The following is a 22,593-nucleotide window of genomic DNA, read 5'->3' on the forward strand; positions in this document are numbered from 1 at the left end:
GACACATCGCCCCTGCCCGCCCGGATTTGAGGGCCGGCGAGTCCCCCGCCGCCCCCCGAGGGTCAGAACAGGAAGTCGTTGGCCGTCAGATCGCCAAGGCCGACGCCGACGAGCACGATCACGTTCTGGCCGTCCCCGTCCATGTCATAGACCAGGCGGCCGTTGGCCTCGGTGCTGGCGTCCAGGAACTCCTGAAGGCTGGTCGCCTCGCCGCTGGTCTGCGAGAAGTCGAGCAAGTCGGTGCCGGGCTTGAAATCGCGGATGATGTCGCGGCCGAACTTCTCGACAAAGCGGAAGGTATCCTCGCCCTTGCCGCCGTGCAGCACGTCACGCCCCATGCCGCCGACCAGCACGTCGTCACCCGCGCCACCGCGCAGCACGTCGCGACCGGTAGCGCCAATCAGCAGGTCATCTCCCGCACCACCGAACAACACGTCGTTGCCGGCCCGCCCGTTCAGCACGTCGTCCCCGGCGTATCCCAGGAACACATCGTTCCCGCCCGCGCCGACGAACTTGATCGAGTCCATCCGGAGCAGTTCGGCCAGCGGGTCGGTCTTGCCCGCGCCCGCTTCGCCCGAGCCGAACAGCCCGTAGATCACATCATGCGCCTCGGGGTCCGCCAGCGCCGGCGAGAAGCGCACCGAGTAGTCCAGCGCCTCGAAGGCATAGACGTCCGCGCCGCCCTCGGTCCCGGTGGCGGTCACGCCATGGCCGAACTCGACCCCGGCAACGGGGCCGCTGATGACATGGGTCGCCATGTTGTAGGAAATCGGACCACGGATGACATAGGCCTGCGCGTCCAGATCGGCGGTCTCGGACAGCGCGACTTCCGAGGCGGCATAGTCGCCCGAAAGGCCGTTCGAGAAACCACCGCGCCCGGAGGACACGAAATCGGCGTCGAAGGTGTCGAGATAGGCAAGGAAATCGGTGGCGCCGGCGTTGCCGGTACGGATGGTGATGGTCATGACGTCTCCTTTGCGTGGCCGCTCCGGGACCCTTTCAGGGCGGCGGGCGGCACCGGACCAAATATCTTTGATGCCCTGGCGGGCTGCGTGCTGCTGAAATGCTGGGGTCCGGTCGCGCGGTCTGTCCGGCGCGACTGCGGCGAAGTGGCCTTCGCCCGCTGCCTTGCCCCCGCTGTCTAGAAAAGATGATTAAAACTGTCAAGTAATACGGCGGTCGTGGCACGCGAATTTTCAGGGTGCCACGGCCATGTGCGGCAGCAGGAAGCTCTGCCCCGCTGGGGCGGCATTCACCCGCAGCTCGCAGCCATAGGTGGCCGAAAGAACGGCGTCGGTCATCACCTCGCCCGGCGCGCCAGAGGCGGTGACCCGCCCGCGCGCCATGACCGTCATGCGGTCGGCGAACATGGCCGAGAGGTTGAGGTCATGCATCACTGCCACCACCCCGCCGCCGCCTTCGGCGTAACGGCGCAGCAGCTGCATCACCACCAGCTGGTGGCCGATGTCGAGGCTGGCGACCGGCTCGTCCAGCAGCAGCCAGCGCGGCTGGCCGTCCACCAACGGCTCCCAGACCTGGCAGAGCACGCGGGCAAGTTGCGCCCGCTGCTGCTCGCCGCCCGACAGCTCCTGATAGAGCCGCCCGGCATAGCCCTCGAGGCCCACGGCCGCCAGCGCCATCTCCGGCAGCCGGCTGCGGCTGGCAGAGATCCCCGCACGCAGCCCCATGCGCACCACCTCGCCGACCTGGAAGGGGAAGGACAGCACCGCCGCCTGCGGCAGCACGCCCCGGATCGCGGCCAGTTCCCAGGGCTTGCGGCGGCGGATGTCGGCGCCGTTGATCTCCAGCCCCCCGGTGCTGTCGACCTCGCCGGTGATCGCCTTGAGCAGCGTCGACTTGCCCGAGCCGTTGGGCCCGACGATGGCGGTGACCTGCCCCGACTCGGCGCGGAAATCGACACCCTGCAGGATCGGCTTGCCGCCGATGCGGACGCGGATGTCGGTTGCGCGCAGCATCACAGGTCCACCAGCCCGCGCCGGCGCAGCAGGATCCACAGGAACACCGGCGCGCCGAGGATCGCGGTGACGATGCCGATGGGCAACTCGGCGGGCGCGACGATCACCCGGCTTATCACATCGGCCACCAGCAGCAGGCTCGCCCCCAGCAGCGCGGCATTAGGCAGAAGAGGTTCGTGGTCCGGCCCGGTGGCCAGCCGCAGCAGGTGCGGCACCACGATACCGACAAAGGCGATGCCACCGGAAACGGCAACCGCCGCCCCCGTCGCCGCGGCAGCGGCCAGGATGGCCAGCGCCTTGATCCGCTGCACCGGCAGGCCCATGTGGCCCGCCGCCGCCTCGCCCAGCGCCAGCCCATTCAGCCCGCGCCCCAGCGTGACGGCCAGCAGCAGCGCGGCCAGGGTCACCGGCGCGGCCACGGCCAACTTGGCCCAGGTCGCCCCAGCCAACGAACCGAGTTGCCAGAAGGTCACGTCGCGCAGCTGCGCATCATCGGCCATGTAGATCAACCCGCCCGACATCGCCCCGGCCATCGCGGTCAGCGCTATGCCCGCCAGCAGCATGGTGGCGACCGAGGTGCGCCCGCGCCGTGTGGCCACGGCATAGAGCAGCCCCGTCGCGCCCCAGGCCCCCAGGAAGGCCGCGAGCGGCAGCAGCCAGGGCCCCGACAGGACCGCCGGCAGCGCCGCGCCCAGCACGATGGCGCTGATCGCGCCAAGTCCCGCACCCGCGCTTACGCCGACGATGCCGGGATCGGCCAGCGGGTTGCGGAACAGCCCCTGCAGCACCGCACCCGAGACCGCCAGCCCGGCGCCGACGCAGATCGCCAGCAGCATCCGCGGCATCCGTATGGTCCAGAGCACGGTCTGCTCGGCCGCCGTCAGCGGCACGCCGGTCGCCAGCTTCTCCAGCGCGCCCCAGAGCGAGGTGCCCGAGGCCCCCACCGCAAGGCTCAGCAGGCAGGCCAGCGCCAGCCCCCCGCCCAGCACCAGATGCGCCCGCCGGGCTCGGCTGCGCCGGTCCGGCAGGGCCAGCGCGATCTGCTCGGTCGCCGCCATGGCTCAGTTCCCGTAGAGCGCCGCGCTCAGCTCGCCCACTGCATCGCCCGTGCGCGGGCCGAAGCCGAGAAGATACAGCCCCTCCATCCGCACCACCGCGCGGGCCTGACCGGCGGGGGTGGCGGCAATGGCCGGCAGGGCAACAAGCTCGTCGACCGGGCTGTCATGCTCGCCGCCGCGCTCCATCATCAGGATCGCGTCCGGCGCGGCGGCCAGGATCGCCTCGTCGGTCAGGGGCTTGTAGCCCTCGAACCCGCTCACCGCGTTCTCGGCCCCCGCCAGCGCGATCATCGCATCGGCAGCGGTGCCGCTGCCCGAGGCCATGATGCGCCCGCCCGCCGCGCTCAGGATGAAGAGCACGCGCTTGGGAGTATCGCCCGCCCGCGCCTTCGCCTGCGCAGTGGCTTCCGTAATCCTGCCCGTCACCTCGGCCGCCAGCGCCGCCGCCTTCTCCGCCTCGCCAATGGCCGCGCCCACGGCGGTGACCTTCGCGGCGACGCCCTCGGCCGAATAGACGTCCGGGATCAGGACCAGCGGGATCGAGGCCGCCTTGAGCACCTCCATCGTCTCGGGCGGCCCCGCCCCCTGGTCGGCCAGGATCAGCGAAGGCCCGACCGAGAGCACCCCCTCGGGTGAGAGCGCGCGCAGATAGCCGACATCGGGCAGCGCCTGCGCCGCCTCGGGGTAAAGCGAGGTGGCATCGCGTGCCGCCAGCCGGTCGCCCGCGCCAAGCGCGAAGACGATCTCGGTGATCGCTCCGCCAACCGAGACGATACCGCCCGCCTTGTCCGCCGCCTGCGCCGGCGCGGCCAGCGCCAGCGCCAGCAGCGCCGCCTTCAGCCCCCTCATGCCTCGACCTCGGCCGTCAGCCCTTCGAGGCCTGCCACCAGTTCGCCCCAGGCCGGGCGGCAGTCGCGGCCTTCCTTGCCGACGCCGAAGACCTGCAGGATCAGCCCGCCATCCTTGTTGAACGCCTCGACCGAGACCGCCGGACCCCGCTGGGTCGGCTTGTCGACCGCCCAGACCTCGGCAATCCGGTCCAGCCGCAGGTGCAGGTTGAACCCCGGGTCCAGCACGTTCTGCCAGGGCCCCATCGGCTTCAGCGTGTGGATCGGCCCCGAGTGGATCTCGATACAGCCGCGGTTGCCGACAAAGACCATGATCTCCAGCCCCTGCGCCTGCACCTTCTCCAGCATGTCATTGAAGGCGCTCACCGCCAGCGGCCGCACGAAGGGCGCACCGGCGATGCGATAGGCGCCAAGGCGGTTCATCTTGAGCTTGGCCGTCAGCCGCAGGAACTGGTGGGTATCCGTCATCCGCGCCCATTCCTTGCGCAGGATATCCAGCTTGTCGGGCGCCGAGCGCGGCGGCTCGTCAGGCTGGCGCGCCTCGACGGTCAGCGTCTGCGCCTGTTCCGCCAGCCGCAGATCGGCCTTGGCCTTGTCCCAGGCCGCCAGGTCGGCCCCGTCGCGCAGAAAGATCTTGTGCACCGCATCGCCCGCCTCGTCGAAGGCCTGCAGGCTGCGCCGGATTCCGATCTCGGTTTCCTTCTCGACCATATAGGCATACCGCCAATGCGCCGGGAACATCCGCAGGTCGATGTCGTCGTTCAGCACCATCGAGGCATGAGGGCCGTAGCGGTAGTTGGCATAGGCCCCCACCTTCTCGATCACGCAGTCCTCGTTGCGGGTCAGCGCCATGACCTCGCCAAAGGAGGCGGCCGCGCCCATGAAGCCATCCATATGCGGGTCGATCGCGGTGACACCGTGACCGCAATGCGCGGCGACAAGCTGCGCCTCGCTGATGCCGAGCTTGTCGGCCAGGTCGCGGTCGCGCATTTTCGGGTTTTCGACGCGCGCGGCGCGGATCGCCTCGGCGGTAAGCGGGTTGGGTTGGGTCACGGGACACCTTTGCCTTGCAGTTTTCGGGGAGAGGGCTGGCGGGCACGCTTCCGGCACCGGCTGGCAAAAGCTTGAGTGAAAATCTCAACCTTTATTCTTGACGCTTTTAGTAATCTTTTTTAGAAGGCGCAAGCGGTCGATAAGCTTCGGCCGCGAAATTCTCATTGTGCCCCGCCAGCGATTGCAAGCATCCGGCCAACTGGTTCGCCTGCGAGGGGGCTGATGAAAGCAATTCCTGACATACGTGCATTCCTGCTCGGCACCACCGCGATGCTCGCGGCGGCGGGCAGCGCAACCGCCCAGGAGGCCGGCGACGGCTTCCTCGGCACCCTGGTCCTCGGCCTGAGCAAGCGCGAGGTGCAGACCGGCACCGCAACGCCCGTCACCTCGGTCAACCAGGAAGAGATGGACGACCGCCAGGCCGGCACGATTGCCGAACTCGTCGATTCCGTGCCCGGCGTCACCCTGGTGAACGGGTCGACCCCCGGCGGCTCCGGCATCAACATCCGCGGCTTCGGGGCCAACGGCACCTTCGGCACCGACCAGAAGGTCGCCGTGCAGGTCGACGGCGCCAGCGTCGGCGCGGAAGAACTCTACCGCATCGGCACCCAGCTCTACACCGACCCGTTCCTCTACCGGCAGGTCAGCGTGATCCGCGGCACGGTCGGCAGCTTCGAGTTCGGCTCGGGCATCGTCGGCGGCGTGGTCAAGCTCGAGACCAAGGACGCCTCCGACTTCACCGGCGGCGAAATCGGCGTGGTCTTCGGCCAGACCGTCGAGTTCACCAGCAACGGCAACGGCATCACCAGCTCGTCTATCCTGGCCTGGCAGCCGACCGAGAATTTCGAGATGCTGCTGAACTACACCTGGCGCGACCAGGACATCCAGAAGGACGGCAAGGGCGCGGCCATCGGCAACAGCGCCTTCACCCTGCCCTCGGGCCTCGTCAAGGCGCGCTATACCTTCGGCCAGAACCGCGAGCATTCGCTGACCCTGGCGCTCAGCCAGACGCAAACGAGCGACCGCGACGTGCCCTATGACAGCTTCGTCATGGTCGCCGACGTCTTCGGCAACGTCGACCGCGACACGCTCTCGCGCACCGCGGTGCTGACCTACAACTTCAACCCCGCCGGCAACGACCTCGTCGACCTCGACGTAATCCTGTCGCGGGCCGACCAGCAGATCGACCAGACCTACGTCCCCGGCTCCTCGCCGCTCGACGGCACGCCGGACTTCGCCCAGATCTCGCCCCTGGTGAACGCCGACCACCGCTACCAGACCACCAAGCTGACGGTGAAGAACACCGCCCATGCAGTGACCGGCGCCATCCGGCACGACCTGCGAACCGGGGTCGAACTGGTCCACAAAAAGCGCCGCGACGCCGATTCCGCGCCCGGCGGCACCGACCGCCGGCTGGCGTTCTTCGTGGTGGACGACATGCAGATCGGCGACGGCTGGACCATCAGCCCGGCGCTGCGCTACGAGCGCTCCAGGATCGAGGGCGTCACCGCTGCCACCGCCGGCCCCTACGAGAGCGACGCGCTTATGGGCGGCCTCTCGATCCGCCGCGCCTTCGCCAATGGTTTCGCGGTCTTCGGCAGCGCCGCCTATACCGAATCCCTGCCGATCATCGACGACCTCGGCAATGCCGCCCTCATCGCCATGTCCGAGAAGTCGCGTACCTTCGAGATTGGCGCCTCCTTCGACCGCGCCGACCTGTTCCGCCCCGGCGACCGACTGGCGGTCAAGGCCAACCTCTACAGCACCGACCTCTACGACGTGACCTCCTACACCGCCTCGGTCAGCGGCCCGAGCGTGCCGCTCGCCCGCGTCGAGACCAGGGGGCTGGAACTGGAGGCCTCCTATTCCACCGAGAGCGGCCACTACCTCGACTTCAACGCCAATATCGTCGAGGGCGAGGAGTTCAACGCCGCCGGCACCGCCGCGCGCTGGCGCAATTCGCCGGCCGACTCCGGGCGTCTGACGCTGGGCCGCCGGTTCGGCGAGGCGCTGGATCTCAGCTGGGAGGTCGCCGCCGCCCGCCCCGTCACCACCGCCACGACCCGCGTGCCGGGCTTCGGCGTGCACAACCTGCGCCTGACCTGGAACCCGCAATCCGGGCCACTTGAAGGCACCATCATCCGCGCCGGTATCGAGAACCTCTTCGACCGCGCCTATACCCCGCACCTTTCCACGCGTCCCGCACCGGGGCGCAATTTCAAGGTGACCCTGTCACGACTGTTCTGAGGACCAAGACATGCGATTTACGCTCACCCTGCTTGCCAGCATCGCGCTCGCCAGCCCGGCGGCGCGGGCGGAGGAGACCGGCGGCCTGACCATCGAGCTGAACCGGCAGGAGCCCGCCGACGCCGACTGCCGACTGACCTTCGTGGTAACCAACCGCCACGCCACGGCCATCGACGGCGCGGTCTTCGAGACCGTGCTCTTCGATGCCCAGGGCAGCGTCGACCGCCTGACCCTGTTCGATTTCGGCGCCCTGCCGCAGGGCCGCGAAAGGGTGCGCCAGTTCCAGGTCGACGGCCTGGCCTGCGACAATCTCGGCCGCGTGCTGTTCAACGGCGCCAGCAGCTGCACCGCCGGCGGCCAGCCGAGCGACCTCTGCGCCAGCACGCTCGAGGTATCGAGCCGCACCGCGACGGAGCTGCTGCGATGACCGGCCTTGTCGACGCGGTGAAGGGCGCCGTCGCACTTGGCGGGCCGGTGGTGGCCGTTCTGGCGCTGGTCTCGGTGCTGACGGTGGCGGTGATCCTCTACAAGCTCTGGCAGTTCCGCGCAGCCGGCGTCGGCCGGCACCGCGCCCTGCGCCGCGCCGTGGCCCATTGGGATGCCGGCGCCCGCGCCGAGGCCCGCCGCGATGTGGCCGAGGGCCGCAGCTACCTGCAGCCGCTGTTCGACATGGCGATGTCGCACCACGGCGCCGAGGGCATCCGCGCCCGGCTCGAAGCCGAGGCCGAGACCCGTTTCGCCCGGCTCGAACGCGGTTTCCGCTATCTTGACTCGGTGGCCCAGCTGGCCCCGCTCATGGGGCTCTTCGGCACCGTGCTCGGCATGATCGAGGCCTTCCAGTCGCTGCAGGCGGCGGGCGCGCAGGTCGACCCCTCGCTGCTGGCCGGCGGCATCTGGGTCGCGCTGCTGACCACGGCCGTGGGCCTTGGCGTGGCAATGCCGACCTCGGTAGTGCTGTCCTGGCTCGAAAGCCGCATGGCCGCCGAACGCGTGATCGCCGAACAGGGCTTTTCCGCCATCCTGACCCCGGCCGGGGAACGGACGCGCGCAGCTGGGCCGGCGGCCCATGTCGCTTAGGGCCCGCTACCGGCGCCGCGCCCTGTCGATGACCTCGCTGATCGACGTGATCTTCCTGCTGCTGCTGTTCTTCATGCTCTCCTCGACCTTCTCGAAGTTCTCCGAAGTGGACCTGGTCGCCTCCAGCGCGCCCGGCTCCGCAGCCGAAGGCAAGGTGCTCTTCCTTCAGGTCGCCGAAGAGGGGCTGCGCCTGAACGCGCAGCCGCTAACGCTCGAAGACCTGCCCGCACGACTGGAGCCCGAGACCCAGGCGCAGCTGGTTCTCAGCCTCGCACCCGAAGTGACGTCGCAGCGCCTGGCCGACGTGCTGGTGATCTTGCGCGCCCGTCCCGGCCTGCGCTTCAGCATCCTGGCCCCGTCATGAAGCGCCCCGCCCCCCGCCGCCCGCGCGAGCCGACGATCGCGCTCATCAATGTCGTCTTCCTGATGCTGGTCTTCTTCATGGTCGCAGGCACCCTCGCCCCCTCACAGGAACGCGGAATCGACCTGGTCGAGACCGCCGACCTCGAAGGCCGCGCCCCGCCCGATGCGCTGGTCATCATGGCCGACGGCGAGTTGCGTTATCGCGGCAGCGTGCTGACCTCGGCCAGTGCCTATCTCGACCGCCCCGATAGCCGGCCGCGCGACGTGGTGCGGCTGATGCCCGACCGCGCCCTGCCCGCCGCCGACCTGCTGCGGATCGGCGCGGAACTGCGCGCTGCCGGGGTCGAGCGCGTCGTGATCTCAACCATGCGGGGGCAGGAATGATCCCGAGTTCCCGCAAGCTGGCGCTGCTGGTGCTGACGGTCTCGGCCGGCGGCCACCTCGCCGCGATGGGGCTGACGCTGCGCCCCGCCGATGTTGCCATGCAGGGCGGCGCCGAAGTGGCCGCCTCGGCCATCGGGTCGAGCTTTGCCGACCTCAGCGCCGGGGTGCAGACCCCGCAGCCAGTCGCGCTCAGCGAGACGGTGCAGCCGGTGGAACCGGTCACCGCCCGCACCCCGCCGCCCGCCGTGACACCGACGGTGACGGCCCAGGCGACGCCCAGCGCGGCGCCGCAACCGCTGACCGCGACACCGGCCCAGGCCGCCACGCCGCCGGTCCCGACGCTGGCCCCGACGGTGCCGGCCCCGACCGAGACCGCGAAGGTCGAGCCGCAACAGACCGAGGCACTTCCGCCACCCGAGACGGTGCGACCCGAACCCGAGCGGACCGCCGAGGTGCCGCCCGAGGAGACGGTGACGCCCGAACCCGAACCGACGCAGGTGGTCGAGAATTCGCCCCGGCCCAAGGCCCGGCCGAAACCACCCGCCCCGGCCCCCGCCCCCGGCAATGCCGACCGCAATGCACGCTCAGGCAGCGAGACCGGCGCCGAGACCGTGAAGACCAGGGCCGCGCAATCGCAGAAGGCTGCCGCCGGAAACGCCGCGGGCAATGCGGCAGCCGACAACTACCCGGGCCAGGTCATGCGGCGCATCAGCCGGGTGCCGCGCCCACGGGTTCAGGTGCGCGGCGAGGCGGTGATCCGCTTCTCGATCGCCGCCAACGGTGCATTGGCCGCGGCCAGCGTGGCGCGCTCCTCGGGCTCTGCGGCGCTGGACAGCGCGGCGCTGGCGGTGCTGCAGAAGGCCGCCCCCTTCCCCGCCCCGCCAGCCGGGGCGCGGCGCGATTACTCGATCCGGATCGAGGGCCGGTAAGTTCCACCCGAGGCGCGGCGGGGTGAACCCCGCCCTACGCCCTTGACGGGCGTCAACGCCTGTGGCCAGGGCGCGTTTGGGGGCGCTGCCCCCGCCGCCTTCGGCGGCTCCCCCGGAGGTATTTGTCAAGAAGAGAAATCAGGGGGGCGGCGCCAGTTTCTTCTCGGGCGCCGCAGAGTCTAGCCGCGGCCGATGAAGGGCATGTTGGTCGCCATCACCGTCATGAACTGCACGTTCGCCTCGAGCGGCAGGCTGGCCATATAGGCGACCGAGCTGGCGACATGGGAGACGTCCATCACCGCCTCGATCTGCATCGTGCCGTCGGCCTGCGGCATGCCTGTCGTCATCTTGCGCGCCATCTCGGTCAGGGCGTTGCCGATGTCGATCTGGCCGCAGGCGATGTCGAAGGGCCGCCCGTCGAGCGAGATGGTGCGGGTCAGCCCGGTTATCGCATGTTTCGAGGCGGTATAGGCCACCGAGCCCCAGCGCGGCACATGGGCCGAGATCGAGCCGTTGTTGATGATCCGCCCACCCCGCGGGTCCTGGTGCCGCATCCGCCCGAAGGCGGCGCGGGCCACCAGGAAGGCGCCGGTCAGGTTGATGTCGATCACCCGGCGCCAGTCGTCGACGCCGACCTCGTCGATCGGCGCACCGGGCAGGCTGACGCCGGCATTGTTGAAGACCGCGTCGAGATGGCCCCATTCGGCCATCGCCCTGTCGAAGGCGGCATCGACCTGTGCCGCCTCGGTGACATCGCAGGGCAGCACCAGGGCGTTGGCATGGCCCGCCGCTGTCTCTTCGAGAGGGCCGGCGCGACGGCCTACCAGGCCCACGCGCCAGCCATCGGCGAGGAAGGTCTCGGCGCAGGCGCGGCCGATGCCGCTGCCCGCCCCGGTGATGATGATGCTCTTGCTCATGCGTCCTACCTCAGTGATTGTCGCGCGGCAGGTCGCGGGCGACCTTCTGATAGGCAGTCGCCAGTTCGAGACAGCCGCCATCGGCCAGTTGCCCGACATGGGTGCGGTAGATCTCCTGCCAGGGGGTCTGGTTGCGGATCACCGGCGGGGTCCAGGCGGCCTTGCGGGCCTGCCATTCGGCCTCCTCCACCAGCGCGTCCATGCGCGAGGCGTTGAGGTCGAGCCGCACCATGTCCCCTGTCTCAAGGTAGGCCAGCCCGCCGCCGACCACCGCCTCGGGCGAGGCATTGAGGATCGAGGGGCTTTCCGAGGTGCCGGACTGCCGCCCGTCGCCGACCGTCGGCAGGTGGTTGATGCCCGCCTTGATCACCGCATCCGGCGGCTGCATGTTCACCACCTCGGCCGAGCCGGGATAGCCGACGCAGCCGACGCCGCGGATGAAGAGGATCGTGGTCTCGTCGATCTTCAGCGCCGGGTCGTTGATCCGGTCGTGATAGTCCTCCGGCCCCTCGAAGACCACGGCGCGGGCCTCGTAGATGCCTTCGCGGCCCGGCGTCGACAGGAACCGCTTGCGGAAGTCGGCCGAGATGACGGAGGTCTTCATCAGCGCGGAGTCGAAGAGGTTGCCCGAAAGCACCAGGAAGCCCGCGTTCTCGCGCATCGGCGCGGCAACCGTCTTGATCACGTCGAGATCCTGGCTCTCCCAGCCGGACAGGTTCTCGCCCATGGTCTTGCCGGTGGCGGTCATCACGCCTTCGTGGATGCGCCCGGCCTTCTTCAGCTCGCCCATGATCGCCGGCACGCCGCCGGCGCGGAAGAAGCTCTCGCCCAGGTATTCCCCCGCCGGCTGCATGTTGAGCAGCAGCGGCACGTTGAAGCCGACCGTCTCCCAGTCCTTCACCTTCAGCTCCACCCCGGCATGGCGCGCGATGGCCTGCAGATGCGGCGGCGCGTTGGTCGAACCGCCGATGGCGCCATTCACCACGATGGCGTTCTCGAAGGCCTCGCGGGTCAGGATGTCCGAGGGCTTCAGGTCCTCGTAGACCATCTTCACGATGCGCTTTCCGGTCTCGTAGGCCATCGCCATGCGCTCGCGGAAGGGCGCTGGGATTGCCGAGTTGCCGGTCAGCGAAATGCCAAGCGCCTCGGCCATGGCGTTCATCGTCGAGGCCGTGCCCATCGAGTTGCAATGCCCGAGCGAGGGCGCCGACGCACAGACGCGCGACATGAATTCCTCGTAGTCGATCTTGCCTTCGGACAGCAGGCGACGCGATTCCCAGACGATGGTGCCCGAGCCGGCGCGCTTGCCCTTCCACCAGCCGTCCAGCATCGGCCCGCCGTTCAGCGCGATGGCCGGAATGTCGACCGTGGCGGCGCCCATCAGCATGGCCGGCGTGGTCTTGTCGCAGCCGGTGGTCAGCACCACCCCGTCGATCGGATAGCCGTGCAGCACCTCGACCAGCGACAGGTAGGTCAGGTTGCGATCCAGCGCCGCCGTCGGCCGCTTGCCGGTTTCCTGGATCGGGTGCACCGGGAATTCCATCGGGATGCCGCCGCCGTCGCGGATGCCGGCCTTGATGCGGTCCATCAGGAAGACGTGGATCTTGTTGCAGGGCGCGATGTCGCTGCCGGTATTGGCGATGCCGATGATCGGGCGCTCGCCCTGCAGCTCGTCCCGCGTATAGGCCTGGTTCTGGTAGCGCTCGACATAGAGCGCGGTCATCCCCGGGTTGTTGGGGTTGTCGAACCACTCCTGCGACCGGAACCGCTTGTTTGCACGTGTATCACTCATCTTCGCTTCCTTTCGCTGGAGCCATCAGGCAAAGGCGCTTTTCGCCCCGGCGCTTTCCTGGGTCTTGAATATCGAACTGTTGTCCGGCGCTGCCGGCAAGGGGAGACGCACCGGCACCGGCTCGACCCGTGGCGTCAGGCTGGGCTGGCCGGTAACCATACGGTCGAGCAGGTCGTCCCAGAAGGCGCGCTGGTCGAGACGGGTGTAATAGGCCCCTGTCCCGAGCAGCGGCCAGGCATCGGCCGAGGCCAGCTCGTAGAACAGGATCAGCCGCGCCCGATCGCCGGTATTGGGGGCCGAGCCGTGCAGCGTGCGGACGTGATGCACCGTCATGTCGCCGGCCTTGCCGGTCAGGGTCACGATCCGGTCCTTCTCGAACAGCGGGTCGTCGGGGTCGATCGCCCCGGCAAAGACGCCATTGGCATGGTGGCTCAGGATCGGCCCCCTGTGGGTGCCGGGGATCACCATCAGCGGGCCGTTGGCCTCGTCCACGTCCTCCAGCATCAGCCCGAAGGCCAGCAGGTCGTCGTTCGAATGCGGGTAGAAGGCCCAGTCCTGGTGCCATTCCACCGCGCGCCCGCCGCCCGGCGCCTTGGTGTTGAGCTTGGAAGTCAGCAACACCGTGTCCGGCCCCAGCAGCTCGTTCAGCACCTCGGTCATCGCCGAGCTGCGGAGCACCTCCCAGAAATACGGGTCCTGCTTGTGCGGCAGCTTGATCCGCGTCAGCCGGGGCGCCTCGGCGCTGTGGCCCTTGTCGAGGTCATAGGCCGCGTTGCTCTCGGTCACGCTGCGCGAGGCGTCGATCAGCCCGTAGGTGAGTTCGCGCAGCCGCGCCAGCTGTTCTGGCGTCACCGCGTTCTCGACCTTGAGATAACCGTTCTCGGCGTAGAACCGTTTCTGCTCCGCCGTCAGCATGTCACTTCCCCTTCTCCACCGCCTCGGCCAGGTCGAGCCCGTTCCAGCGGGCCACGTGATCGGCCAGCATCGGCACGAAATCCCCCGCATGCCCGGTCGCTTCGACCTGGGCGAAGGCGTTGCGGAAGGCCGCGCCCAGCGGGTTCGCCATCTCGGCCGCCATCGCCATCGAGGCGGCATAGCGCAGGTCCTTGGCGGCATTGGCGATGGTGAACTTGTGGATCTCGCGGTCGCGCCCCACCGCGCCCTTCATGAAGGTGTCGAAGAAACCGTTGGCCAGACGCGAGCCGCCGATCACCCGTTCGACCGTCTGCGGCGTCAGCCCCGACTTCACCGCCATCACCAGCGCCTCGGAATAGAGCGCGGCATAGCCCATCGAGATGAAGTTCATCACCAGCTTCATCTTGTGCGCCGAGCCGACCTCGCCGGTGCGGTTGATATTGCCGGCCCAGCATTCGATCACCGGCTTCAGCCGCTCGAAGGTCTCGACATCGGCCCCGACCATTGTGTCAAGGGTGCCGGCCTCGGCCTCCTTCGGCGTGCGCCCCAGCGGCGCATCGACCAGGGTCATGCCCCTGGCGGCCAGCTCGGCGGCCAGCGCGATGGTCGAGGTCGGGTCCGAGGTGGTCGCGTCGATCACCGTCAGCCCCGGCTTGCCGCCCGCGAGAATGCCGTCAGGCCCGCGGATCACCGCCTCGACCTGCGGCGAGTTCGACAGGCACAGGTGGATGATGTCGCAACTCCCCGCCATCGCCGCCACGCTTGCGGCCTCGGTCGCGCCCATGCCGACCAGGCTCTCGACCGGAGCGCGGTTGCGGTTGCCCTTCACCTGCAGCTTGTAGCCGTTCTGCAGGATGTTCTTCGCCATCCCGTGGCCCATGTAACCCAGGCCGATGAAGCCGATGACCGGTTTGTCCGCCATTTTCCCCCCTCAGAGACTTGCCGTAATACCACCGTCGACGAACAGCGTGTGCCCGTTGACGAAACTCGCCGCGTCCGAGGCGAGGAAGACGCAGGCGCCCACCAGTTCCTCGACCCGGCCCCAGCGCCCCGCCGGGGTGCGCTTCTCCAGCCATTCGGTAAAGGCCGGGTCCGCCACCAGCGCGGCATTCAGCGGCGTGTCGAAATAGCCCGGCGCGATGGCGTTGCAGTTCAGCCCCTTGCGCGCCCAGTCGGTGGCCATGCCCTTGGTCAGGTTCGCCACCGCGCCCTTGGTCGCGGTATAGGGCGCGATGCCGGGCCGGGCGAGCGCGGTCTGCACGCTGGCGATGTTGATGATCTTGCCCTCCCCCCGCGCGATCATGTGCCGCGCGACGGCCTGGCCGACGTGGAAGACACTGGCGATATTGGTCTGCAGCAGCCGCTCGAAGGCATCGGCCGGAAAGTCCTCCAGCGGCGCGCGGTGCTGCATCCCGGCGTTGTTCACCAGGATGTCGATGGCCCCGTGTTCCGCCTCGAAGCCGTCCACCGCCCGGCGCACCGCCTCGTGGTCGGTCACGTCGAAGGGCAGCTCAAAGACCTTCGCGCCCTCGCGCCGCAACGATTCCGCCGAACCGGCCAGCCGCCCGGCGTCGCGCGCGTTCAGTACCACCTCGGCACCGGCCTGCGCCAGCCCGCGCGCCAGCGCGAACCCGATCCCCAGGGACGAGCCGGTGACAAGCGCCCGGCGTCCGGTCAGGTCGAAAATCTGCATACGTCCTCCCCCGGCCCGGCATTGCCTGCCTTGCCGCTTGCAAAAATGGTATACCATTTCTAGGGTATTGCAAGGGCGCTTCGGGCGCCGCCGTTCGGGGGGAGGACGAGACATGAAAGCGCTCTACGTGCATGGCGCGAAAGACCTGCGCCTGGGCGACTGCCCCAATCCGACGCCCGGCCCCGGCGAGGTGCGCGTCGCCATCGCGCGGGGCGGCATCTGCGGTTCCGACCTGCATTACTACAGCCACGGCGGCTTCGGCACGGTCCGCGTGCGCGAGCCGATGATACTCGGCCATGAGGTCTCGGGCCATGTCACCGCCCTCGGCGAAGGCGTCAGCGGGCTGAAGGAAGGCGATCTCGTCGCCGTCTCGCCCTCGCGCCCCTGCGGCGCTTGCGAATACTGCCACCGGGGCCTGCCGAACCATTGCCTGAACATGGCCTTCTACGGCTCGGCCATGCCTTTCCCCCATATCCAGGGCGCCTTCCGCGACGTGCTGGTGGCGAAGGCCAGCCAATGCGTGCGGGCCGAGGGGCTGGACCCGGCGCAGGCGGCCATGGCGGAACCGCTCTCGGTCTGCCTCCACGCCGTCAGCCGCGCCGGCCCGCTGCTCGGCCGCCGCGTGCTGGTGACCGGCTGCGGCCCGATCGGCGTGCTCTCGATCCTCGCCGCCCGCCGCGCCGGCGCGGGCGAGATCATCGCCACCGACATCGCCCCCCGCGCGCTGGCCTATGCTCGCGAAGCCGGGGCCGATGTCACCCTCGACACCCTGGCCGACCCGCAGGCGCTTGCGCCCTATACCGCCGGCAAGGGGCAGGTCGACGTGCTTCTCGAATGCTCCGGCGCCGAACCCGCTCTGGTCGCCGCCCTGCCCGCGATGCGCCCGCGCGCGATCGTGGTGCAGCTGGGCCTCGGCGGCGACATGCGCCTGCCGATGATGATGATCACCGCCAAGGAACTCGACCTGCGCGGCTCCTTCCGCTTCCACGAGGAATTCGCCTCGGCGGTGCGCTTCATGGCCGGCGGGCTGATCGACGTGCGCCCGCTGCTCACCCACAGCTATCGCCTCGCCGATTTCGCCGAGGCCTTCGCCACAGCCTCGGACCGGGCCCGGTCGATGAAGGTGCAGCTGGAGTTCGCCGGGTGCTGACATTCGCGCTGGCCGTCTTCCTGCTGATCGTGACGCCGGGCCCCGGCGTGCTCTCGATCGCCGGGGTCGGCGCGGCCTATGGCTTCCGCGCCGGGTTCGCCTATCTGGGCGGGCTGTTCATCGGCACCAACCTGGTGGCGCTGGCGGTGATATCGGGCCTGGCCGCCGCGCTGCTCGGCATCCCATCGGTGCGGCTGGTGCTGATGGTCGCCTCGGTCGCCTACCTGCTCTACCTCGCCGCAAAGATCGCCTTCGCCGGGTCCCGGCTCGCCTTCATCGAGGCCAGGACCGCCCCCGGCATCGCCGCAGGCGTGATGCTGCAGGCAATCAACCCCAAGGCCTATGCGGTGAACACCGCGCTCTACTCCGGCTTCCCGATCCATCCTGACAACTTCGCCGCCGAAACCATTGCAAAGCTTGTGATTTCCAACCTGATCTGGTTGCCGATCCACTTCGGCTGGCTCTGGGCCGGCGTCACCCTGCACCGGCTGAACCTGCCCGAAACCACCCAAGCCCGCATCAACTACGCCATGGCCGCCGCCATGCTCGGCGTTGTCCTGCTGGCGATCCTCTCGGCCCCAAGAACATGAAGAAAGGCTGACAGATGACTGACATGCAACCCTATTCCGGCGTCTGGCCCGTCGCACCCACGCCGTTCCACGACACCGGAGAACTCGACGACGACGGAATGCGCCGTGTGCTCGACTGCATGATCGACCAGAAGGTCGACGGCATCTGCATCCTCGCCAATTTCTCGGAACAGTTCCTGATTTCGGACGAGGAACGCTTTCACCTGATGCGGCTCTCGGCCGAACACATCGGCGGCCGCGTGCCGCTGATCGTCACCATCTCGCATTTCGCAACCCCCATCGTGGTCAGCCGCGCCAAGCAGGCGCAAAGCCTCGGCGCCGATATCGTGATGATGATGCCGCCCTACCACGGCGCCCTGCTCAAGGGCACGCCAGAGCAGACCTTCGAACAATTCCGCGCCGTCGGCGAGGTCGGCATCCCGATCATGCTGCAGGACGCGCCGCTTTCCGGCGTAGACCTGCCGGTGCCCCTGCTGGTGCGGATGGCGCAGGAGATCGAGATGCTGAAGCTCTTCAAGATCGAATGCGCCCAGGCCGCCGCCAAGCTGCGTGCGCTGATCGAACTGGGCGGCGAGGCCATCGAAGGCCCCTTCGACGGCGAGGAAGGCATCACCCTGCTTGCCGACCTCGACGCCGGGGCCACCGGCTGCATGACCTCGGCGATGATCCCCGACCTGATCGGCCCGGTGGTGCGCGACTTCCTCGCCGGCGACGAATCCGGCGCAGCCGCCGCTTACGGCCGCATCCTGCCCGCGATCAACCACGAGAACCGGCAATGCGGCTTCCGCGCCGCCAAGGCCGCGATGGTGGCGGGCGGTGTCATCAAGTCCGACTTCTGCCGCCACCCGATCCCAGCCCTGCATCCCGATACCCGCGAGATGCTCTTGAACCTGCTGACCCCGCTCGACCCGCTGGTCCTGCGCTGGGGCCTCTGAGGAGACCTGATGCCGCTTCCCTTCGACAATCCCGAACCGCAGGCCACCCTGACCGGCCGCGTCTGGCGTCCCGGCATCGGCCCGGCCCTCGTCGCCCTGAGGGGCGAGGCGCTGGTCGACATCACCAGCCGCGAAACGCCCACCATGCGCGACCTGCTCGAAGCGGGCGACCCGGCCGACCGCGTCCGCTCGGCGCCCGGTGAAACCTTCTGCGCGCTCGCCGACCTCGGGCAGGATGGCGCGCCCCACCTGCTCGCCCCGCCCGACCTGCAGGCGGTCAAGGCCAGCGGCGTTACCTTCGCCCGCTCGATGGTGGAACGGGTGATCGAGGAACAGGCCGCCGGCGACCCCGACCGCGCCAAGGCGATCCGCGACCGCGTCGCCTCGGTGATCGGCGACTCGTTGCGCGGCATCGTCCCCGGCTCGGAAAAGGCGATGGAGGTGAAGACGCTGCTCCAGGCCGAAAAGCTCTGGTCGCAATACCTCGAAGTCGGCATCGGCCCCGATGCCGAGGTCTTCACCAAGTGCCAGCCGATGGCCGCCGTCGGCTGGGGCGCCGAGGTCGGGCTGCACCCGATCTCGACCTGGAACAACCCCGAGCCCGAGATCGTGCTCGCGGTGAACAGCACCGGCGCGATCCTCGGCGCGACGCTCGGCAACGACGTAAATCTGCGCGACATCGAGGGCCGCTCGGCCCTGCTGCTCGGCAAGGCCAAGGACAACAACGCCTCCTGTGCCATCGGGCCCTTCCTGCGGCTGTTCGACGAGACCTACTCCATGGACGACGTCCATACCGCCGAACTCGACCTGCATGTCAGCGGCGAGGACGATTTCACCATGGAGGGCCATTCCTCGATGCGCGAGATCAGCCGCAAACCCGCCGATATCGTCGCCCAGACCATCGGGCGGCATCACCAGTATCCCGACGGGTTCTTCCTCTTCCTCGGCACGCTCTTCGCCCCGATCCAGGACCGCGATGCGCCGGGCAAGGGTTTCACCCACAAGACAGGCGACGTGGTGACCATCTCCGAGGCCCGCCTCGGCACTCTGCGCAACACCGTGCGGCTCTCGACCCAATGCCCGGAATGGACCTTCGGCACCGCCGCCCTGATGCGCAACCTCGCCGGAAGGAACCTACTGTGACCGCCACGATCTTCGACGGCACCGAATGCAGCCTCGGCGAAGGCCCGATGTGGCACCCCGAGCGGCAGGAGTTCTTCTGGTTCGACATCAACGCCCACCGCCTCTACGCCCGCGACGGCGAGGAGAGACGCCTGTGGCAGTTCGACGGCCATGTCTCGGCCGCCGGATGGATCGACCGCGACCGCCTGCTGGTGACCCATGAACGCGGGCTGCTGATCCTCGACCTCGAAACCGGCAATACCGAGCCACTCTGCCCGCTCGAAGCCGACAACCCGCTGACCCGCACCAACGACGGCCGCGCCGACCCCTGGGGCGGCTTCTGGATCGGCACCATGGCCAAGGCGATGACCAAGGGCGCGGGCGCCTTCTATCGCTTCTACCGGGGCGAGCTGCGCCAGCTCTACGGCAATATCACCGTGACCAACGCCCAGTGCTTCTCGCCCGACCGCCGCTTCGCCTATTTCGCCGACACCCCCACCGGCAAGGTGATGCGCCAGCCGCTCGACGAGACCACCGGCTGGCCCAAAGGAGACCCCGAGCTGTTCCTCGACCTGCCCGCCACCGACTTCCGCCCGGACGGCGCCGTGGTCGATGCCGAGGGCAACTTCTGGTGCGCGCATTACGGACATGCCAAGGTGACCTGCCATTCCCCCGCAGGAGAGCTGATGCAGACCTTCGCCATTCCCGCCCGCCAGGCCACCTGCCCCGCCTTCGCGGGCGCCAACCTCGACCGGATGCTGATCACCTCGGCCTGGCAGAAGCTGACCGACGAGCAGCGCGCCGCCGACCGCAACGCCGGCAAGACCTTCGAGATCGCGCCGTGCGCCACCGGCCAGGCCGAACACCGGGTCATCCTGTGAAGAGCTTCCTTGCCATCGGCGAATGCATGGTCGAACTCGCGCCCATCGGCGACGGGGCCATGCGCATGGGCTTTGCCGGCGATACCTTCAACACCGCCTGGTATGCCCGCCGCCTGCTGCCCGACGACTGGAGCGTCGCCTATGGCACCTGCGTCGGCACCGACCAGGTCTCGGACGACATGCTGGCCTTCATGGCGGCCGAGCGCATCGACACCTCGGCCATCCGCCGCCTGCCCGACCGCACCGTCGGCCTCTACATGATCAGCCTGCGCGACGGCGAGCGCAGCTTCTCCTACTGGCGTGGCCAATCCGCCGCGCGCCGGCTGGCCGACGACCCCGATGCGCTCGACCGGATGCTGGCGGGGCGCAGCGCGGTGCATGTCTCCGGCATCACCCTGGCAATCCTGCCGCAGCCCGACCGCGAGGCGCTCTGCGCCGCGCTGGCCCGCGCCCGCGCCAAGGGCAGCCACATCGCCTTCGACACCAACCTGCGCCCGCGCCTCTGGGAGAGCCCCGAGGCGATGAAGGCCGGCCTCACCCTCGGCGCCTCGGTGGCCGACACGGTGCTGCCGAGCTTCGACGAGGAAACCCAGCTCTTCGGCGATGCCACCCCGGCCGAGACCGCGCACCGCTACGCCGCCCTCGGCGCGCGCGAGATCGCGGTGAAGAACGGCGCGCAGGATCTTCATGTCATGGCAGAAAACCACATCCACGTCTTCACTCCGCCCCGCGTCCGGCAGGTCGACAGCACCGCCGCCGGCGACAGTTTCGGCGCCGCCTGGCTCTCCGCCCGCCTGACCGGCGCCGACATCGACACCGCCGCGCAGCGCGCCATGGGCCTCGCCTCGCGCGTTGTGCAGGAACGCGGCGCGCTGGTGCGCTCGATCTTCGCGGCCTGAGACCGGCGACCTTGCCGCGCCCCGGCTCATGGGGCATGGGATACACTAATATATCAATTCGAACCAAGGAGACCCCGATGACCTGGCAACCGAACGGCAAGCACCTGATCGCGGGCGAATGGGTCGGCGGCAGCGCGACCTTCCGCTCCGAACCCTCAAGCGGCCCCGCACATGACTTCGCGGTCGGCACCGTCGACCTGGTGAACCGCGCCTGCGAGGCCGCCGAGGAGGCCTTCTGGACCTACAGCGCCACGCCCCGCGCGGCCCGCGCCGCCTTCCTCGACGCCATCGCCGACGAGATCGAGAAGCGCGGCCCCGCGATCACCGAGATCGGCACCCAGGAATCCGGCCTGCCCGCCGCCCGCCTCGAAGGCGAGCGTGGCCGCACCACCGGCCAGCTGCGCCTCTTCGCCAGCCACATCCGCGACGGCGCCTACCTCGACCTGCGCCACGACGCCGCGCTGCCCGACCGCCAGCCGCTGCCCCGCCCGGACCTGCGCATGGTACAGCAGCCGATCGGGCCGGTCGCGGTCTTCGGCGCCTCGAACTTCCCGCTCGCCTTCTCCACCGCGGGCGGCGACACCGCCGCGGCGCTGGCCGCCGGCTGCCCCGTGGTGGTCAAGGGCCACTCGGCCCACCCCGGCACCGGCGAGATCGTCGCCGAGGCCATCCTCGCCGCCATCGAGAGCTGCGACATGCCCAGGGGCGTCTTCTCGCTGATCCAGGGTGGCCGACGCGATGTCGGCACCGCGCTGGTGCAGCACCCGCTGATCAAGGCCGTCGGCTTCACCGGCTCCCTGGCCGGCGGCCGCGCCCTCTTCGACCTCTGCGCCCAGCGCCCCGAGCCGATCCCCTTCTTCGGCGAACTCGGCTCGGTCAACCCGATGTTCCTGCTGCCCGAAGCGGTTAAGGCGCGCGGCGCCCAGATCGGCCAGGGCTGGGCCGGCTCGCTCACCATGGGCGCGGGCCAGTTCTGCACCAACCCTGGTATCGCCGTGGTGGCCAGGGGCGCAGAGGGCGACGCCTTCGTCGCCGCCGCCCGCGAGGCGCTGGAGAAGGTCGCACCACAAACCATGCTCACCGACGGCATCGCCGAGGCCTATCGCAAAGGCAAGTCCCGCTTCGACACCCGCAACGCGGTGCGCCCGCTGCTCACCAACGACGACGACGGCCGCCAGGCCTCGCCCAACCTCTACGAAACAGACGCCGACACCTACCTGCAGGACCATGCACTTGGCGAAGAGGTCTTCGGCCCCCTCGGCCTCGTCGTCCGTGTCAGCGGCCCGGACGAGATGGAGGTGCTGGCCAAGGGCTTCGAAGGCCAGCTCACCGCCACCCTGCACATGGACCAGGGCGACACCGCCACCGCCCGCCGCCTGCTGCCGATCCTGCAACGGAAGGCCGGCCGCGTGCTGGTGAACGGCTTCCCCACCGGTGTGGAAGTGGCCGACAGCATAGTCCACGGCGGCCCCTACCCGGCCTCGACCAACTTCGGCGCCACCTCGGTCGGCACCCTCTCGATCCGCCGCTTCCTGCGGCCGGTCTGCTACCAGAACCTGCCCGATGGGCTGCTCGACGCTCTCACCGCATGACCGCCCCTCCGGGCCAGCGCATTCCCCTCTCCCTTCGGAGGAGAGGGCAAGGGTGAGGGGGCACCACCCTCTCCACCCCACACCCACCCCCGATCAAAAATCACTCCCCTCTCCCCTCGGGGGAGAGGGCAAGGGTGAGGGGCACCTCCCTCTCCACCCCACACCCACCCCC

The 22,593-nt window shown here is 69.2% G+C and carries 23 protein-coding genes; 13 read left to right on the forward strand and 10 right to left on the reverse strand.

What is annotated here, in order from left to right:
• Window positions 1–62 precede the first annotated feature (62 nt).
• The 5 genes from IE266_RS08385 to IE266_RS08405 form a co-directional block, all read right to left on the reverse strand.
• Entirely contained in the window at window positions 63–965 is a 903-nt protein-coding gene (locus IE266_RS08385) for a calcium-binding protein (protein WP_189679617.1), read from the reverse strand.
• A gap of 231 nt (window positions 966–1,196) precedes the next feature.
• Entirely contained in the window at window positions 1,197–1,976 is a 780-nt protein-coding gene (locus tag IE266_RS08390; protein ID WP_189679618.1) for a heme ABC transporter ATP-binding protein, read from the reverse strand.
• Window positions 1,976–3,034: a FecCD family ABC transporter permease gene (locus IE266_RS08395; RefSeq protein ID WP_189679619.1), complete on the reverse strand. Its 1,059-nt coding sequence runs from the start codon at window positions 3,032–3,034 to the stop codon at window positions 1,976–1,978. The genes IE266_RS08390 and IE266_RS08395 overlap by 1 nt, the downstream gene beginning before the upstream one ends.
• Before the next feature lie 3 nt (window positions 3,035–3,037).
• Window positions 3,038–3,883: a heme/hemin ABC transporter substrate-binding protein gene (locus IE266_RS08400; protein ID WP_189679620.1), complete on the reverse strand. Its 846-nt coding sequence runs from the start codon at window positions 3,881–3,883 to the stop codon at window positions 3,038–3,040.
• Complete coding sequence (locus IE266_RS08405) at window positions 3,880–4,935, reverse strand: hemin-degrading factor (protein ID WP_229863948.1); 1,056 nt, start codon at window positions 4,933–4,935, stop codon at window positions 3,880–3,882. The genes IE266_RS08400 and IE266_RS08405 overlap by 4 nt, the downstream gene beginning before the upstream one ends.
• Before the next feature lie 222 nt (window positions 4,936–5,157).
• Here IE266_RS08405 and IE266_RS08410 point away from each other — a divergent pair, with 222 nt between their 5' ends.
• From IE266_RS08410 to IE266_RS08435, 6 genes are read left to right on the forward strand one after another with little or no spacing between them, the layout of a single operon-like run.
• A complete protein-coding gene (locus IE266_RS08410; protein ID WP_189679621.1) occupies window positions 5,158–7,182 on the forward strand; it encodes a TonB-dependent receptor domain-containing protein in 2,025 nt (674 codons plus the stop codon).
• Window positions 7,183–7,192: 10 nt separating this feature from the next.
• Window positions 7,193–7,609, forward strand: coding sequence for a hypothetical protein (locus IE266_RS08415; RefSeq protein ID WP_189679622.1), 417 nt, complete (start codon window positions 7,193–7,195; stop codon window positions 7,607–7,609).
• A complete protein-coding gene (locus tag IE266_RS08420) occupies window positions 7,606–8,259 on the forward strand; it encodes a MotA/TolQ/ExbB proton channel family protein (RefSeq protein ID WP_189679623.1) in 654 nt (217 codons plus the stop codon). Before IE266_RS08415 ends, IE266_RS08420 begins: the two co-directional genes overlap by 4 nt.
• A complete protein-coding gene (locus IE266_RS08425) occupies window positions 8,249–8,623 on the forward strand; it encodes an ExbD/TolR family protein (protein ID WP_229863950.1) in 375 nt (124 codons plus the stop codon). Before IE266_RS08420 ends, IE266_RS08425 begins: the two co-directional genes overlap by 11 nt.
• Window positions 8,620–9,006 carry an ExbD/TolR family protein gene (locus IE266_RS08430; RefSeq protein ID WP_189679624.1) on the forward strand — a complete coding sequence of 129 codons (387 nt, stop codon included), beginning with the start codon at window positions 8,620–8,622 and terminating at the stop codon, window positions 9,004–9,006. Before IE266_RS08425 ends, IE266_RS08430 begins: the two co-directional genes overlap by 4 nt.
• The gene (locus tag IE266_RS08435; protein WP_189679625.1) at window positions 9,003–9,935 is read left to right on the forward strand and encodes a TonB family protein; all 933 of its coding nucleotides are present in this window, start codon (window positions 9,003–9,005) and stop codon (window positions 9,933–9,935) included. Before IE266_RS08430 ends, IE266_RS08435 begins: the two co-directional genes overlap by 4 nt.
• 179 nt (window positions 9,936–10,114) lie before the next feature.
• Here IE266_RS08435 and IE266_RS08440 read toward each other — a convergent pair whose 3' ends face one another.
• From IE266_RS08440 to IE266_RS08460, 5 genes are read right to left on the reverse strand one after another with little or no spacing between them, the layout of a single operon-like run.
• The gene (locus IE266_RS08440; RefSeq protein ID WP_189679626.1) at window positions 10,115–10,852 is read right to left on the reverse strand and encodes an SDR family oxidoreductase; all 738 of its coding nucleotides are present in this window, start codon (window positions 10,850–10,852) and stop codon (window positions 10,115–10,117) included.
• 10 nt (window positions 10,853–10,862) lie between these two features.
• Complete coding sequence (locus IE266_RS08445) at window positions 10,863–12,644, reverse strand: IlvD/Edd family dehydratase (protein WP_189679627.1); 1,782 nt, start codon at window positions 12,642–12,644, stop codon at window positions 10,863–10,865.
• Window positions 12,645–12,668: 24 nt separating this feature from the next.
• Window positions 12,669–13,559 (reverse strand): phytanoyl-CoA dioxygenase family protein, encoded by an 891-nt coding sequence (locus tag IE266_RS08450; protein ID WP_189679628.1) that lies wholly within the window; start codon window positions 13,557–13,559, stop codon window positions 12,669–12,671.
• Window position 13,560: 1 nt separating this feature from the next.
• Complete coding sequence (locus tag IE266_RS08455) at window positions 13,561–14,481, reverse strand: NAD(P)-dependent oxidoreductase (RefSeq protein ID WP_189679629.1); 921 nt, start codon at window positions 14,479–14,481, stop codon at window positions 13,561–13,563.
• A 9-nt stretch (window positions 14,482–14,490) separates the two neighbouring features.
• Window positions 14,491–15,252 (reverse strand): SDR family oxidoreductase, encoded by a 762-nt coding sequence (locus IE266_RS08460; protein ID WP_189679630.1) that lies wholly within the window; start codon window positions 15,250–15,252, stop codon window positions 14,491–14,493.
• Between the two features lie 112 nt (window positions 15,253–15,364).
• On the opposite strand from IE266_RS08460, the gene IE266_RS08465 reads away from it, so the two are divergent.
• From IE266_RS08465 to IE266_RS08495, 7 genes are all read left to right on the forward strand, one after another.
• Entirely contained in the window at window positions 15,365–16,402 is a 1,038-nt protein-coding gene (locus IE266_RS08465; RefSeq protein ID WP_189679631.1) for an L-idonate 5-dehydrogenase, read from the forward strand.
• Window positions 16,396–16,992 (forward strand): LysE family translocator, encoded by a 597-nt coding sequence (locus IE266_RS08470; protein ID WP_189679632.1) that lies wholly within the window; start codon window positions 16,396–16,398, stop codon window positions 16,990–16,992. Before IE266_RS08465 ends, IE266_RS08470 begins: the two co-directional genes overlap by 7 nt.
• A 23-nt stretch (window positions 16,993–17,015) precedes the next feature.
• Entirely contained in the window at window positions 17,016–17,927 is a 912-nt protein-coding gene (locus IE266_RS08475) for a dihydrodipicolinate synthase family protein (RefSeq protein WP_189679844.1), read from the forward strand.
• Between the two features lie 9 nt (window positions 17,928–17,936).
• Entirely contained in the window at window positions 17,937–19,070 is a 1,134-nt protein-coding gene (locus IE266_RS08480; protein WP_189679633.1) for a fumarylacetoacetate hydrolase family protein, read from the forward strand.
• A complete protein-coding gene (locus IE266_RS08485; protein ID WP_229863952.1) occupies window positions 19,067–19,930 on the forward strand; it encodes an SMP-30/gluconolactonase/LRE family protein in 864 nt (287 codons plus the stop codon). The genes IE266_RS08480 and IE266_RS08485 overlap by 4 nt, the downstream gene beginning before the upstream one ends.
• Window positions 19,927–20,829 carry a sugar kinase gene (locus IE266_RS08490; protein WP_189679635.1) on the forward strand — a complete coding sequence of 301 codons (903 nt, stop codon included), beginning with the start codon at window positions 19,927–19,929 and terminating at the stop codon, window positions 20,827–20,829. Before IE266_RS08485 ends, IE266_RS08490 begins: the two co-directional genes overlap by 4 nt.
• 77 nt (window positions 20,830–20,906) lie before the next feature.
• Window positions 20,907–22,421: an aldehyde dehydrogenase (NADP(+)) gene (locus IE266_RS08495; protein ID WP_189679636.1), complete on the forward strand. Its 1,515-nt coding sequence runs from the start codon at window positions 20,907–20,909 to the stop codon at window positions 22,419–22,421.
• Window positions 22,422–22,593 lie beyond the last annotated feature (172 nt).

This window comes from Seohaeicola zhoushanensis, from assembly GCF_014656415.1.
Lineage (GTDB): Bacteria > Pseudomonadota > Alphaproteobacteria > Rhodobacterales > Rhodobacteraceae > Seohaeicola_A > Seohaeicola_A zhoushanensis.